Origin of the sequence: Microcoleus sp. A6-C6 (genome assembly GCF_036705955.1) — a bacterium.
Classification (GTDB): Bacteria; Cyanobacteriota; Cyanobacteriia; order Cyanobacteriales; family Microcoleaceae; genus Microcoleus.
Genome location: NZ_JAUBVR010000028.1, coordinates 59621 through 74541, shown reverse-complemented (window position 1 = coordinate 74541; position 14921 = coordinate 59621). Strand labels below are relative to the sequence as shown.

Annotated in this window: 16 protein-coding genes and 1 tRNA gene; 11 read left to right on the top strand and 6 right to left on the bottom strand. The window is 45.6% G+C overall.

Features of this window, described 5'->3' with window-relative positions; genetic code table 11:
• From QUB52_RS13755 to QUB52_RS13745, 3 genes are all read left to right on the top strand, one after another.
• A partial coding sequence (locus QUB52_RS13755) for a CHAT domain-containing protein (protein ID WP_332973401.1) occupies nucleotides 1-2233 on the top strand: 2233 nt, incomplete at its 5' end.
• Nucleotides 2234-2243: 10 nt separating this feature from the next.
• Nucleotides 2244-2600: a hypothetical protein gene (locus QUB52_RS13750; protein WP_332973399.1), complete on the top strand. Its 357-nt coding sequence runs from the start codon at nucleotides 2244-2246 to the stop codon at nucleotides 2598-2600.
• A gap of 357 nt (nucleotides 2601-2957) precedes the next feature.
• On the top strand, nucleotides 2958-4463 hold the full coding sequence (locus QUB52_RS13745; RefSeq protein ID WP_332973398.1) for a hypothetical protein: 1506 nt from the start codon (nucleotides 2958-2960) through the stop codon (nucleotides 4461-4463).
• Here QUB52_RS13745 and QUB52_RS13740 read toward each other — a convergent pair.
• From QUB52_RS13740 to QUB52_RS13730, 3 genes are read right to left on the bottom strand one after another with little or no spacing between them, the layout of a single operon-like run.
• Entirely contained in the window at nucleotides 4460-5026 is a 567-nt protein-coding gene (locus QUB52_RS13740; RefSeq protein WP_332973397.1) for a hypothetical protein, read from the bottom strand. The genes QUB52_RS13745 and QUB52_RS13740 overlap by 4 nt on opposite strands.
• Entirely contained in the window at nucleotides 5023-5592 is a 570-nt protein-coding gene (locus QUB52_RS13735; RefSeq protein WP_332973395.1) for a hypothetical protein, read from the bottom strand. Before QUB52_RS13735 ends, QUB52_RS13740 begins: the two co-directional genes overlap by 4 nt.
• 21 nt (nucleotides 5593-5613) lie before the next feature.
• Nucleotides 5614-5826, bottom strand: coding sequence for a helix-turn-helix domain-containing protein (locus tag QUB52_RS13730; RefSeq protein ID WP_332973393.1), 213 nt, complete (start codon nucleotides 5824-5826; stop codon nucleotides 5614-5616).
• Nucleotides 5827-5902: 76 nt separating this feature from the next.
• Between QUB52_RS13730 and QUB52_RS13725 the strand changes: the two genes are divergently transcribed.
• A complete protein-coding gene (locus tag QUB52_RS13725) occupies nucleotides 5903-6136 on the top strand; it encodes a hypothetical protein (protein ID WP_332973392.1) in 234 nt (77 codons plus the stop codon).
• A complete protein-coding gene (locus QUB52_RS13720) occupies nucleotides 6133-6612 on the top strand; it encodes a hypothetical protein (RefSeq protein ID WP_265239338.1) in 480 nt (159 codons plus the stop codon). The genes QUB52_RS13725 and QUB52_RS13720 overlap by 4 nt, the downstream gene beginning before the upstream one ends.
• 128 nt (nucleotides 6613-6740) lie before the next feature.
• Here QUB52_RS13720 and QUB52_RS13715 read toward each other — a convergent pair.
• A tRNA-Leu gene (locus tag QUB52_RS13715) sits at nucleotides 6741-6824 on the bottom strand.
• 226 nt (nucleotides 6825-7050) lie between these two features.
• On the opposite strand from QUB52_RS13715, the gene accC reads away from it, so the two are divergent.
• A complete protein-coding gene (accC, locus tag QUB52_RS13710; protein ID WP_332966451.1) occupies nucleotides 7051-8403 on the top strand; it encodes an acetyl-CoA carboxylase biotin carboxylase subunit in 1353 nt (450 codons plus the stop codon).
• 55 nt (nucleotides 8404-8458) lie between these two features.
• Here accC and QUB52_RS13705 read toward each other — a convergent pair whose 3' ends face one another.
• Together QUB52_RS13705 and QUB52_RS13700 are read right to left on the bottom strand one after the other, a co-directional pair.
• Nucleotides 8459-8653, bottom strand: coding sequence for a hypothetical protein (locus QUB52_RS13705; RefSeq protein WP_265239335.1), 195 nt, complete (start codon nucleotides 8651-8653; stop codon nucleotides 8459-8461).
• A 12-nt stretch (nucleotides 8654-8665) separates the two neighbouring features.
• Nucleotides 8666-8950 carry a YggT family protein gene (locus QUB52_RS13700; RefSeq protein ID WP_265239334.1) on the bottom strand — a complete coding sequence of 95 codons (285 nt, stop codon included), beginning with the start codon at nucleotides 8948-8950 and terminating at the stop codon, nucleotides 8666-8668.
• Nucleotides 8951-9247: 297 nt separating this feature from the next.
• Here QUB52_RS13700 and psbX point away from each other — a divergent pair, with 297 nt between their 5' ends.
• From psbX to QUB52_RS13675, 5 genes are all read left to right on the top strand, one after another.
• Nucleotides 9248-9367: a photosystem II reaction center X protein gene (gene psbX, locus QUB52_RS13695; protein WP_193975715.1), complete on the top strand. Its 120-nt coding sequence runs from the start codon at nucleotides 9248-9250 to the stop codon at nucleotides 9365-9367.
• A gap of 285 nt (nucleotides 9368-9652) precedes the next feature.
• On the top strand, nucleotides 9653-10465 hold the full coding sequence (locus QUB52_RS13690) for a Ycf66 family protein (protein WP_332973391.1): 813 nt from the start codon (nucleotides 9653-9655) through the stop codon (nucleotides 10463-10465).
• Between the two features lie 614 nt (nucleotides 10466-11079).
• Nucleotides 11080-12213, top strand: coding sequence for a redoxin domain-containing protein (locus QUB52_RS13685; RefSeq protein ID WP_332973390.1), 1134 nt, complete (start codon nucleotides 11080-11082; stop codon nucleotides 12211-12213).
• A gap of 204 nt (nucleotides 12214-12417) precedes the next feature.
• Complete coding sequence (locus QUB52_RS13680) at nucleotides 12418-13866, top strand: trypsin-like peptidase domain-containing protein (protein ID WP_332973389.1); 1449 nt, start codon at nucleotides 12418-12420, stop codon at nucleotides 13864-13866.
• A 297-nt stretch (nucleotides 13867-14163) separates the two neighbouring features.
• Entirely contained in the window at nucleotides 14164-14796 is a 633-nt protein-coding gene (locus QUB52_RS13675) for a pre-peptidase C-terminal domain-containing protein (RefSeq protein ID WP_332966446.1), read from the top strand.
• Nucleotides 14797-14921: the final 125 nt, after the last annotated feature.

Here is a 14921-nt window from a genome sequence, read left to right as displayed (position 1 = left end):
ATGGGCAACGACTCAAAATAACCTAGCTAATGCCTACTTATACAGAATCAACGGTTCGCGGGCGGATAATTTAGAAAAGGCGATCGAGTTTTATGAAGCTGCTTTAACTGTTCGTACCCTTGAGGATTTCCCCGAAAAATGGGCAGAAACGCAAAATAACCTAGCCCTTGCCTACAGTGACAGAATCAACGGTTCGCGGGCGGATAATTTAGAAAAGGCGATCGAGTTTTATGAAGCTGCTTTAACTGTTTATAAGCTTGAGGATTTCCCCGAGAAATGGGCAACGACTCAAAATAACCTAGCTAATGCCTACTTATACAGAATCAACGGTTCGCGGGCGGATAATTTAGAAAGGGCGATCGAGTTTTATCAAGCTGCTTTAACAATCAGAACTCGTGAGGCTTTCCCGCAAAATAATGCAGAAACTTTATCTAATTTAGGCAATCTTTACCGAAGCAACCAGCAATGGCAACTAGCCTATGATAATTACGCCCTAGCGATTGAAACAGTAGAGATTTTACGGGGTGAGGAATCTGGGGATGAAAACAAACAGAAATTAGCCGAAGTATGGAATCAACTCTATCGAAATATGGTCGAAGTTTGCATAAAGCTAAAAAACTACACCGCAGCCATAGAATACGTCGAACGCAGCAAAGCCCGCAACTTAGTCGAACTCCTCGCCAACCGCGACTTATACCCCAAAGGCGATATTCCCGAAACCGTTCTCAACGAACTCTCGCGCCTGCGTCGAGAAATTGATGCCGAACAGCGCCGACTAGACAACCAACAGACAAATCGTAACAGCAACTATGGCAAAATATCGGGAGAACGCAGCCTCCAAATCGATACCCTACAAACTACCAGCCGCGATTCTACCAATCTCACCAAATTGCGGCAACAACTCGACGAACTACTCGTCCGCGAAATCCAACCCATCGACCCCGACTTCCTGCTGACTCAAAAAGTTAAAAACATCTCCTACAGCGATATTCAAGCCCTCACAACAGAAAACACCGCTATTCTTCAGTGGTACATTCTAGGCGACAAATTCCTTACTTTCATCATCACTCCTCAATCACCAACTCCTATAGTCTGGCAATCTTCAAAAACCGACTTTCAAGCCTTAATAAACTGGCGCGACGAATATCTGAGAGACTACGAAAAGGAAGATAAAACCGAATGGCGGGAAAACCTAGCCCCTCGCCTCCAAAGCCTATCTGAAATATTGCATCTCAATGAAATTCTGGGGAGAATGCCGAAACACTGCGATCAATTAATTTTAATTCCCCACCGTTTCCTGCACCTGTTCCCCCTTCACGCCTTGCCAGTTAGCCATGAAACCTGGCAGCGATTTAACCCAGAAACGCAGTCTGCTGAACCCGCCAATCCCTGCTTACTAGATTGCTTCAAACAAGGTGTCCGCTATGGGCCCAGTTGCCAACTGCTGCAACAGGCACAAAGGCGAAAACGCCCCCATTTCACTCACCTATTTGCCGTTCAAAACCCCACCAATGACCTCAAATTTACAGACTTAGAAGTGCCAGCGATTAGTGAGCATTTCCACCCCAAAGATATCCTCATCCAAAGTGATGCCAAAAAATCAGTCATAGGCGATAGCCGTCTCCGCATCGCCCACTGCGCCCACTTTAGCTGTCACGGCTACTTTAACTTTCAACAACCTTTACTATCAGCCTTACTCCTAGCCGACTGCGAATTACCCCCGCCTCCCCCAGAAGAAAACCCCACTCGCTATCTACCCTTACGAAATGGCAAAACCCTCGACCTCACCAAATGCCTCACCTTAGCAGACATCTTTGCCCTCGACTTCCGAGAATGCCGCCTAGTTGTGCTCTCCGCCTGCGAAACCGGCATCAGCGACTTTAACAGCATCAGCGACGAATATATCAGCTTACCTAGCGGTTTCCTGGTTGCCGGCAGTTCCAGTGTAGTCCCGACGCTGTGGGCAGTCAACGATTTGTCAACCTCATTTTTGATGATAAAATTTTATCAGCTTCTCAAAGCCGGGTTAAGTGTCTCCCTTGCCCTTAACTCTGCTCAACTTTGGCTGCGGGATGCCACTAAAGAAGATTTGCAAACATGGACAAAGCAACTTCCCCTACGTCGCGTCGAAAAAGCAACCCTGTACGATATGCTTGAGAAGATAGGCTCTAAAGAAATACGACCTTTTCAATCGCCCTACCATTGGGCTGCATTTTGTTCAGTTGGTCAATAGGAATCTGAGAATGATGCTCGAAGGTAGTCTTAACAACATCCACGCCTTTATATACCTAATCAAAAATCAGCCCCATCTGTTTTTGATTGAAAATAGAGATGAAGACCTCAAACAGGCAAGTGCTAATTTCGGAGAAACAGAGGACGATATTGCTGAAAACATTCTTGAATGGTGTGAAAAGTATCCCGACATTGAAAAAGCATTATCCCTGACTCGCCAAGGATTAGATTCGGGGGAAATCCAATTAACCAATCGCCTCCCAGGAACAACCGAACCGATAGCCCCACCACCGCCACCACCTCCCAAAGTTTCCAGAGAAACGCTATTAAATGCCATCCAAGAAAGTTTCCCCAACAAGTCAACATAGAAGACTGGGCGGTTGAACTATAGCAACCGCCAAGGTGCTGGGACAAGTTCTAGGGTTCGTACATTTTTATTTATGGTGAGGTATAATTAATCAAAAGAATTCCAAAATCCTGTAGGGGCGGGTTCACCAACCATCTATAAAACTGACAGAAAATCTGATAAACCCGCCCCATCCCCGCCATTATTCACATGAACATCTTACCGATAAATTTATGGCACATTTTGATTGTCTGTTGGGTGGGGCGGGTTTACAATATTATTTGTTTTTGCCATATATTTTGGGTGAACCCGCCCCTACAAATTTGGTTTATTATAAAAATACAACGTGTCTGATCGAAACCCTATTAATATCTAGGTGATGAATAGCACTCAATTGACAGGCAAACTTGCCAACCCAAAACTAACGCTGTTTGCCTTTCATTTGTGCAACAACCTTGCCAAAGGCGATAAACAACCTGTAGACAAAGCAGATCATTTATGGCAGAAATGCGCTGCTTTGGGACACCTGCTGCAAACAAATCCGCCGCTCGATTTTTTACCCGAAAAGCTGAGCAATAGAAACAGCCAAAATACCCAACAGAGCGACTATCTTGAACTTTACGAGTCAGATGGCGATAGATTTGTGTCATTTGAAACTGTTAGCCAACCGGATCAACTGCCCCTGACAGGCGAAATTTACCCCCTGCAACTCCACGACACTTACGCACTTGACTTCACGCTACGTTCCCCGAATTTAACATTAGAAATCAACCAACTGAGCAACCTAAATTTTCAAGGTTGTCTGCTACCTTGCGAAATCCAAGCATCACTGGGACAAACCCTAGTATTATTTGCCAAACCGGTTGATTTTGCTGGCAATCATCAAGATTTAGCAGTAGCTTGTGTAGACGCTTTGTTTCAAAATTCAGAGCTTAAACAGCCAAAAGCCTATTTAATCGGTGAAGGCAAACTGCTAGGTAGTCCCATTTTTGAATTTGATAACAGTCAAGAAGATCCGAGATTAAAGTGTCATATTCTAGTCTGGTTAGATACTGATGAAAAAACTTCAGAGATAGAGAAATTAGGTAATTATTACCGTCCGCTGATAAATTTGTTATGCTGCCGCAGTAAAATCCTTTATGTCTATTACCAAGCGCATCGATGTAACCAGGAAGCGAGAAAACTGTACAGTCAGTTAGAAGAAAAAGTAGAAGAATTTAGCCATTTAAAATCAGATAGAAAGGAACGTCTGGAACAACTAGAAGGCTGGCTAACAGAACTCCCTAAAATCGGGTTAACTTATGCCCGCTATTTGCGAGATATCGAACTTCACCAGATTGCGATTGAAACGAATTCTAAAAACTATAGTTATTGGCTGAAAAAACTTGGCGAGTCTAGCATCAAAGAAATAGACAACTTAGATTTTTTCAAAGAATTTATTAAGGATAGTTGCAAGATTTTTCAGCAACAGATTAAACTAAATATGAGTTATCTTACCGCAGGAAAGGAATTATTTCAACAGATGATTGAAACAATCCAAGGTATTTTGGAAGTTGATGCTCAAAAACAACAGGTAGAGTCTGAGAAAAATGAAAACGAGCGCGATCGCAATTTACAAATCACCATAGCCGTTGTCGGTGTGGGTATAGGCGTTGCGGGCATTGTTTGCAGCAGCTACCCCTTAATCGAAAAACCTTGGGCACTACCCTCTTTCCAGCATCCTCTGCCGCCTCATCCCTTCATTAGTGCCATTATCGTTAGTTGTTTGGGTGGTGGAATCTTTGGCGGGCTTGCTTTGCTGGCTGCGCGTAAACTGTTCAAACCATCATCTAATCAAACAAGTTTACCTAGTTCCGAAAATCAACATCCCTCTATTGATGTTTAATCGCCTTCTGCTTTCGGGTTAATTATGTTTAACCCATCGCCCGCATCAATATCTAGTCGATCTAAAGTTCTCGCATCTAGTTTCAACAAAGGCATGATTTGGTCGTATTTCTGCCATTTACCTCTAGGAAAACCCCCAACAGCAAAATCAAAAAATCCATGTTCCGTAGAGAATATGCCACCGCGTTCATACATTAAAATTAGCGGTTCATACGGTTCAGGTAGAGTAAATTCATTGACTTTTGGTGAATTTTTCACGCTATCCCATTCGAGGAACCACTCGCAGGTTTTCTCAATAATACCCGCCACATAAAACGGTGTCTCTGTGAAATGAGTCTTCAGCACTTTAACCTTAGTTTCATCGGCATCTAGAGAACCAAGATGAGCAGCCACATCAAAAAACGGCCATTCATCTGTACAATCTAAAGCTTTGGCCCACAGTGCGGCACGTCTCAAGTATTCTCGCAACAGGGCAATGTGAGAGTTAACGCGACTATCGTCTGGCTCCCATTTAATTGCTAAAATTCGCTCTAGTGCAGTATCGGTAATTGTTTTCGCAGTCATATTCTTTCTCTAATAGCTTCAAGCAACTCATCAAGATTCGAGAGGTCGTCCGCAAGCATCAGTCCTTCCGCTGACTTACCTATTATTTTAACCCAGTGGGAAAATGGGTTGGGCCTCCCAGTATTCGGAGCTATATCGTGTGCTCCGAAATTCTCCGGGGTTGGCCAGTTGCCAAAACCATACATGGGATGCTCTATCCAAGCTTTAGGCGATCGATAAGGAAGTCCATCGGCTATTAGTGCTTGCTCTATATACTCATGGGCTATCAACCGTTTAAACTTGGTAATTTCTCTCGGTTGTAGCTCACCATTTTTTGCATTTATCCATAAATCAGCAATCTCACCATCGGGTGTAAAATTACCTCGGACATGACTAATAGTATTTGTCTCATCATTGGGAATATCAAGCTCATGTTCCTTGATAAATATGTGTTCTTTTACTTGGCGGATAATTTTTTCAGAAATCTCTAGATAATTAGCTATTGTATACACATCATCCGTCATGGCGATAATTTCTGCATATTGACGGATTTCTTTCTGATTAGCATCTCCAAAATACTGTGGCACGATCCAACACCATTCTCATTATTATTCTTTAACAACATCCATTAACTCTTCAATCAGAACATCGAGGGTGCGAGCTATCTTTTGAATGGATGTGATATCAACCGTTGCTAGTCCTTCCGAACGAGCATAGTGCCTGACTGTGCTGTACGGAACCTCGGATCGATCGGCCACATCCTTTAGCGTCCATCCTTTTTCGTCAGCCAACTCTCGAATTCGGAACCTAACTAATCCCATTCTGCCTATTGACAACAGATCGATACCTGATGATACTATGATACCAACACAACTGACATATCGCTATCCGTGAACGGTGAGTATTCAGCCAAACGTTCCCATAGAAACTCAATTAGCAGGACTCGGACAGCTCAAGGATCTTAGAAGCAACCCAAACCTCAAAGGTGTTGACATCAACTTTTTGCTGAAGCAAACACCGAATCAATTAGAGGAAATGCTAAACAATCAAGATATCGAACCCAAAACCTACAGGCAGATTATGAAAGCCTTTGAAGGTCGAGATTTAGGCAAAAGAGGTAAAAACAGATGAAAACTGAGCCCAACATCCAAATAGCGATCGAATACAAGCTCAATCACAGTATTCATTGGCAATCCGTCGAGTTAACACCCTCAGAGTATTTTGACCTCGAACCAGATGAGAATATTGAATTAGATTGCATTCCCAAATACAATCATGCCATTGAATACCTCGATTTTCAACCCGATCGAGTAGTCGCGACCAAACTTATATTAATTGACCAAATAGTACAATCCAAACGTTTGATTGTTGAGAGATTCTGGAATGGTGGAGAAAACCGATTAATTGAGCGCACCGATATAGGAGCAAATACTTACTGGGAACTGATCCTGGAACATCAAATAAGTAAAGACCCACTTTTGTGGGAAATTGTGAGGTTAGGGCGAGAAAATGGAATTGTAACACCTTGGTATCACGGTTTCTTGCAAGATAATGATGATGGATCTCAGACAGAAACTAAAGTTGACACAGAAGGCAATTTAGCCTGACACAAAAAATTCAATTGAAATGCACAACAGCTTAATACCTGTAACGATATTTTTTTCTTGGGACTCACGCCGCCCAATAAAACAACTGTCAACAGCAAAAACCGTCAACAGTTGTTTTATATATTCAATGCGGATGGCGAGACTCGAACTCGCAAGGACATAATGCCACACGCACCTCAAGCGTGCGCGTATACCAATTCCGCCACATCCGCTTTTTCCGGCACTCAGGGATTTTCGCGTTACGAGTTAAAAATTTACAGGTTGAGGTTCCTGACATTTAACTTGTGACTTGCCCTTTTGCACCGCCGATTTACAACGATAGCACAACTACCCGCAAAATGTAAAATAAATTTTTGTGAACAATTTCTGCAAAACGATTATCCAGAACATACCGAAAGGCATTATTGTACAGAATATTGAGTGAATTAAGCAGCGAAGATGGGGTTCTCGAAAATTTTAATCGCTAATCGGGGGGAAATCGCCCTCCGCATACTGCGCACCTGCGAGGAAATGGGGATTGCCACGGTCGCCGTTCACTCCACTGTAGATAAACACGCCCTGCACGTCCAGTTGGCAGACGAAGCCGTTTGCATCGGCCCCCCCACCAGTAGCAAAAGCTATTTAAACATCCCCAACATTATCTCGGCCGCCCTGACACGCAACGCCGCAGCAATTCACCCCGGTTACGGTTTCCTTGCCGAAAACGCCCGATTTGCCGAAATTTGTGCCGACCATCAAATTACCTTCATCGGCCCGTCTCCGGCTGCTATGCGAGGGATGGGGGACAAATCCACTGCCAAAGAAACTATGCAGCGGGTGAAAGTTCCCACAGTTCCCGGTAGTGGGGGATTGCTGGCAGATGAACATGAGGCTTTGGCTGTAGCCCGCGACATCGGCTATCCTGTGATGGTCAAAGCCACCGCTGGCGGAGGAGGTCGTGGTATGAGGCTAGTCAGAGACGCCTCGGAACTCCCCAAACTCTTCCATGCAGCCCAAGGCGAAGCCGATGCAGCCTTCGGCAACCCCGGAGTTTACCTCGAAAAATTTATCGAAAAGCCGCGGCACATCGAAATCCAAATCCTCGCCGACAACTACGGTAACGTGATCCACCTCGGCGAGAGAGATTGTTCGATTCAGCGCAGGCATCAAAAACTCCTGGAAGAAGCGCCGAGTCCCGCGCTGACGCAGAAACTTCGAGATCAAATGGGTCACGCCGCTGTCGCCGCTGCCAAAGCCATCAACTACACTGGTGCGGGGACTGTGGAATTTTTGCTTGACAAATCAGGCAAGTTCTACTTCATGGAAATGAACACGCGCATCCAAGTAGAACATCCCGTCACGGAGATGATTACAGGCCTCGATTTGATTGCCGAACAAATTCGCATCGCCCAAGGCGAAAAACTGCAAATCAAGCAAAACCAAGTGATTCTCAGTGGCCACGCCATTGAGTGCCGGATCAATGCTGAAGATCCCGATCGCAATTTCCGACCCCATCCCGGCATCATCAGCGGTTATTTACCTCCCGGCGGCCCCGGTGTGCGGATGGACTCTCACGTTTACACCGATTACGAAATACCGGCTTACTATGATTCTTTAATCGGTAAAGTAATTGTATGGGGGCGCGATCGACCTTCAGCGATTCGCAGGATGAAACGGGCATTGCGGGAATGCGCCATCACCGGCGTTCCCACGACTCTCAGCTTCCACCAAAAAATCCTGGATAGCCCCGAATTTCTCAGTGGCGAAGTTTATACCAACTTTGTCGAACAGTTTATGAATCAAAATAGTTAGTAGTCATGAGTCAGTAGTCATGAGTCATGAGTCATTAGTCATTAGTTATTAGTCATTAGTTTCGTCCTGAACGCACTGGTGTCCAGAAACCCGGTTCGAGCCAAAAGACAGGTTTCAGCCCGCAGATTTGGTCAAAAACCCGGTTTCTAGCAGTAGCCAGTGCGATCGCCAACTGGAAATAAGCCTCTACCAATGACCAATGACCAATGACCAATGACCAATGCCCAATGCCCCATGCCCAAGGCCCCATGCCCACTGACTCTTACATCATCATCGTCAGGATGCCTTGCTGGCCGAGAATCATTTCCCGGAGCAAGCTACAGATACCGACCCAAATAATCGGCGTAATGTCCACTCCGCCGATCGGCGGTACAATCTTTCTAGTTAGGGCTAAAAAAGGTTCCGTCGGCCAAGCAATCAGACTTAAGGGAAGTCGGCTCAGGTTCACTTCGGGATACCAAGTCAGGACGATCCGAAAAATAAATAGCAAAGTCATCAACACTAGGACAGAGCCCAGAATCCAACTTGCAACGGTAATACCAGTCATGGGTCTTATCTCGAAATCTTAAGTTTTGTTAAGTCAGCGCCTCATAATTCTAACCGTTTCGTAGGTGCGATCGAACAAGACAAGCATAATTTTCCCGGCCTTAGACCTTGGAATGGAGAGGGTTCAAGGGTTAGAGGCTGCCAGGGTTCGAGTTTTGGAGGGGGAAAATATTGCTTCTGCCTCTATCCGTTACATCACCAACATCCATTGCAACATCCGTTGCTGAACTTCGCTCTGAGAACTGAGTGCTGATAAAATTAATAAAAATCAAATTGTTGTAACAAAGGTTTTGAATCTATGACTCCTTCACTCGCGAATTTTCTGTACAGCCTGTTGGTGGGCGTGGCGTTAGTAGTGATTCCAGCAACCATCGCCCTGATCTTTATCAGCCAAAAAGACAAAATCAAGCGCACCTAAAAAGTCTGCGGGTTTCTGTGTCCGGCGCGCGAGTCAATTTTGGGCTGCACGTCGGGCATTTCCCGGCTTGCGAAACCTCGGCCACCAGCAACTGTGAAGGCAAAACCTTCGGTTGACTGCTTTCGCTGAGGTTTTTTCCCGTTAAACTCATTATTATAAGGTGCGCTTCCCTCTTCTGAAAGGCTGACCGGACGCTGCCCTGTGAAAGCACAGTCGGGATAACAGACTTATTGATAGATGTAAAATCTAACTCGCTAACATAGGAAAGACATAGGAGATAGGCTAATGGTCAATTTAGGATTGAACTTGAGCAGCCTGTTAGGGATCATCCTAGCAGTAGCAGGGGCAGGACTGTACTTTCTGCGATCGTGGCGTCCCAAACTAGCCCGAGACCACGATATTTTTTTTGCAGCAGTCGGCTTGCTCTGTGGCGGTATTCTGTTATTTCAAGGATGGCGGCTTGACCCAATTCTGGCATTCGGTCAATTTTTACTCGCAGGTTCCGCCATATTTTTTGCAGCCGAAAGCATCAAACTGCGGGGAGCTACCACAGCCCAAGCTAAAAGTCGCTCCCAATATGTAGATGAAGAGCGACCTGTCAGTAACGCCTACGCTTACGATGGCTACGATAGCGACCTCGACCAGATAGAAGCAGAGGAAGACTACCCTCAGCGTCCTCGGATTCGAGGTAGTCAAGACAATCGTTCCTCGCGGGAATCCTACGACGATGAGCCCCGCCGCCGTCCTTCGTCGAATCGCAACGGTAGCGCGAACACATCTAGGGAGTCGATCGATCGATCGTCCTCACGCAAACGTCCCTCCCGCCCAGAAGCCCCGCCAGCCCAAGGGTCTGACAACTGGGACGTTTCAGACAACCCCGAAGAAAGACCTACCCGCAGCCGCAGCAACCGCCCCCCTGCTTCGGAAAACCGCAGTTCTGACGCGCCGCCGAGAACCAAAAAAACCCGTCCTGCGGAAGGGTCGAGGTCTCGCCCCAGCAACCGCGACGTGGAAGCACCGCCGTCAGACTACGTGGAATATCGACCAGTAGAATACCCGGAAGACCAACCGGATAATTCCCCCAGTTTCGACAAATAGGCAAACATATAGCCTTTCTCAGAAAGATGAGGTACGCGAACGGCATAGGGCATAGGGCATAGGGCATAGGGCATAGGGCATAGGGCATAGGGCATAGGGCATAGGGCATACCTCACTTTTTGAGAACCGCTATAAGTAGGTGGGTAAAACTCAACATTTCTCGCGCCAGCAAGGCAAAAATCCAAGTTGCGTTTATTGATGCCCATCTACTTATTCTCAGACCATATAATGTTTAAATAACTATAAAATCCGATTTTAGAGGCAGCTCAATCAAGTAATACTAAAAAAGCAAAATTCATGCAACATTAGCCGTAGCCTTAGGGTGTGTCGCTATCCACCATCTTTAAGAAAGATCGACAATCTCATAGCGACGCACCTGGGAGCTTCGATAAACCTATAAGCAAGCCCCAATAAATTATTGTAGCAAGCTTTTTTATAATGGTATAAAATACAAATAAAAGCTAATAAAAAAATACTCTTTAAATCTATTTAATAGTATTCCTGTAAAATAACCTTTGTCAGGTTCGATCGCAAAAAATACAACCTCTGGAACTAACCCAAAGTACAATAGTCTAAAATATAAAATCTCAAGTCTAAAATCTAAAATCAGCAATATGCCATTACTAGAAATAGGAGATCCGGCGCCTTGGTTTTCCATTGCTGCCAGCAATAACCCCTTATTTCATTTTTCGATGGCTGGCGGCCGCCGAGTCGTACTGTTTTTCTTTGCCAGCGCAGCTTTTGAGCAAATCCAAGCTATGCTCAAAAGCTTTCAAGAGCTTTCAGTAGAATTCAAGACCTTGCAAGTACCGCTGTTCGGAGTGAGCGTTGACCCAGCAGACAAAGAACAAAACAGAGCGACAATAATTGCTCCGTCATTCATCTTTTTCTGGGACTTCGACAAAAAAATCAGCCAGCAGTACGGTGTTTGCCGAGATGTCGAACAAAATGGAGTTGCCGGAGTTCACTATGCACCTCAAACTTTTGTTCTTAACGAAAACCTTCAGATAATTAACATTTTGCCGATGGGTGAAAGCGACAAACACGCCCAACAAGTATTGGATTTTCTCAAAACTTTGCCCCCGTGCGAGGCAGCCCGACTGGCTACTCGGCACGCCCCCGTCTTGGTAATTCCTAACGTTTTGGACAAAGCTTCTTGCGGCGCTTTGATCGATATGTACAAAACTCACGGTGGCAGTCCCTCGGGCTTTATGAGGCAAATAGACGGGAAAACTGTTGGTATTCACGACGATAATTTCAAGAAACGTCGAGATTTTTTTATTAAAGACCAGGATTTGCAGCGACAATTGAGTGCGATTATTCTACGCAGGGTGGTACCGGAAGTAAAAAAAGCTTTCCAGTTTGAAATTACTCGGTTTGAACGGTATTTGATAGCTTGTTATGATGCCCAAAGCGGCGGTTATTTTCAGGCGCACCGCGACAATACGAGCAAAGGTACGCTGCACCGCAGGTTTGCGATGACTTTGAACTTGAATGTGGGGGAGTACACGGGGGGATTTTTGCGGTTCCCGGAGTACGCGCCGCACGGTTATAAAGGGGATTCTGGCACGGCGATTATTTTTTCGTGTTCTTTGCTGCATGAAGCGACGGCGATGATTAGCGGTGAGCGTTTTGCTTTGCTGTCTTTTTTCTATGGCGATCAGGATGCTGTGGTGCGGGACGCTAATGTTAAGTATATTGTCGATCGCTCGCCAGAAGATTCGAGAATTGTCGAAACTGCTGGCTGATCTTAGTTTACCAACAAAACTCTGGCCCGATAAGTCGATCGATTTTCCGAAAACTCAGCTACAGGCGAAATCTTAAAGCAATCTCAAGCTTAAATTTATCAATACCCTTCTCCAAGTCTTAAAATAATTACAGGCCACAGTTAGCAGTTAACCCGAAAACTTAACTGCTACCTGCTGATAGTTAAAAAATACTAATTCACGATCATGAATTTCAAACTTCTAAGTTTAGCGGTATCAGGAATTTTAATAGTTGGGGTTCCAGTCAGGGCTGCTGCGGTTGTGAAGGTGCTCCCCGGACAGCAGGAGGAAAATTTAGCGGAATTTAACTCCGTGCGTTTCCCAGGCGCGATCGCCCAAAATGTCGAAGAACAAACAAATATTCGGGTTTACGAAAAAGCCAGTCCTGCGGTTGTTACCGTCGATACAGCTAAATCTAACGGTAGTGGCACAATTATCAGCCCCGACGGCATGGTGTTAACCAACGCCCACGTTGTTTCCGCCGGCGGTACGGTGAATATAATTCTGTCAGACGGCAGAAAACTGGTCGCCGATGTCGTTGGATTCGGCGAAGATGGTCTAGACTTAGCGGTGGTAAAGATTCGCGGTCAAAACAATTTGCCGACAATTCCTTTAGCCCGTCCCGGTTCGATAAAAGTCGGACAACAAGCATTTGCGATCGGCAATCCATTCGGTCGATTTCAAGGTACTTTGACAGTCGGAATTGTCAGCCGCATTGACCCGCAGCGGGGCTTAATTCAAACCGACGCAGCCATCAATCCCGGCAATTCAGGAGGCCCGCTGCTTAATAGTTCTGGAGAATTAATCGGCGTCAATACTTCTATTTTTACTCGCGGCCAAGGTGGAGGCAATATCGGTATCGGTTTTGCAATTGTCATAGACAAAGTACCAGCTTTTTTGACAGCGGTGCGAGAAGGGCGAGCTCCCCGCGTGGCTCAGAGGCGATCGGCCTTTGGCAGCAAATCACCTCAAAAAGTTGCGTTAAACGGGCCCGCCGTCACGGGCAAACTTACCGATAAGTCTAGCATTCTGCCCGCAGACAACAGCTTTTTTGACCTCTACTCCTTTGAGGGAAGAGCGGGCCAGCAAATCACAATAGAAATGAAGAGTCAAGAAATTGACCCTTATTTAATTTTGCTCGGACCAGGCGAGCGGGAAATCGCGCAAGATGATAACGGAGCGGGCAATAAAAACGCCAGAATTACACTCAGGCTACCAGCAGATGGCACTTACACGTTGCTGGCAAATTCCAACGAAGCTAGGCAGTTGGGGGCTTATACGTTAGAACTGAAAGCGAGTGCTCCTACGGCACCTTCTCGGGCGATTTTGCAAGAAGAAGGCGCTTTAGTCGCAGGTGGCGCGGTATTGCCTTCTGATAACAGTCTGTATCGCGAGTATACTTTTGAAGGTCGATCGGGTCAGTCTGTAGTGATTTCCCTCGAAAGTACAGATTTCGATCCCTATGTGGCTATATTTGGCCCTAACGGCCGATTGGTGGCAGAAAATGACGATGCGAGCGATTCGACTAAAAATGCGTTTCTGAGCGTTACTTTGCCAGCTACGGGTCGCTACCGCGTGATTGTCAATGCTTATGATGCTTCAGGTCGGGGTCGTTACAGTCTAACTATCCGTTAAAAATTGGGCATTGGGCATTGGCCAAACAGGTCATTGGGCATTGGGCATTGGCCAAACAGGTCATTGGGCATTGGGCATTGGGCATGGGTAATTGGTAATTGGCAATGGAGCGATTTTTTTCTTCCTTATTTCCGATTTATTCTTTCTGATTTCTTCTTCCCTATTCCTCCTGTCAACTGTTAAGTGTCAACTGTTAAGTGTCAACTGTCAACAGTTAACTGTCAACTGTCAACTGTCAACTGTCAACTGTCAACTGTCAACTGTCAACTCTTCCTTCGTTGCACATCGAGGTAATTCATGGGTCAAATTAGATTTTGGGCGATCGCGCCAATGGCTCTACTAGCTATTTTTTCTGGGAAAGCGACTCTTTCGGTACCAGTGTCAAATTCAGGTGGAGTTACTAACAGCAGTTCCACGATTGTTTCAGCAGAATTTCCTCAAAATTCAGATGATGCGAGTCATACTGACAAGGCTGTTTTAGCTCAAGCAAGCCCCAACCCGTCGCCAGATCCGTCGCCAGATCCAAAGCCCTCGCCAACTCAGGCTCCAAATGTACAACCTTCGCCGAGTCCTGCTGGGGGATCGTCTAAGGTCATTTTAGAGCAAAAGGGAGAACTCACTACTACCAAGTCTTCTGTACTGCCCTCGGACAGCAGTTTGTACGACGAGTACACCTTTGAAGGAACTCAGGGTCAGAAAGTGGTTGTCACCGTAGAAAGTAGCGAGTTTGATACTTATCTGGCTATTCTCAACTCCCAGGGCGAGCTACTTGGAGAAAATGATGATGTCACGCAGCAAAATTCCAATTCTGAGCTGACTGTTACCTTGTCTGCTAGCGGTCGCTACCGCGTAGTTGTCAATGCTTACGATCCACCTCCAAAAGGTAAAGGTAAGTACAATTTGACCATCCGCGAAGTAACTGGAAATTAATTGGATCTAAATCCAGAATCTATTTCGATGACTTAACTCGATTTTCACGTTTTGCAAGCAGGAATTCAGGTTAAGAATGGATGATTATCTATTTTTGTACCAGAAAAAATTGGTTTAAAGCCTCT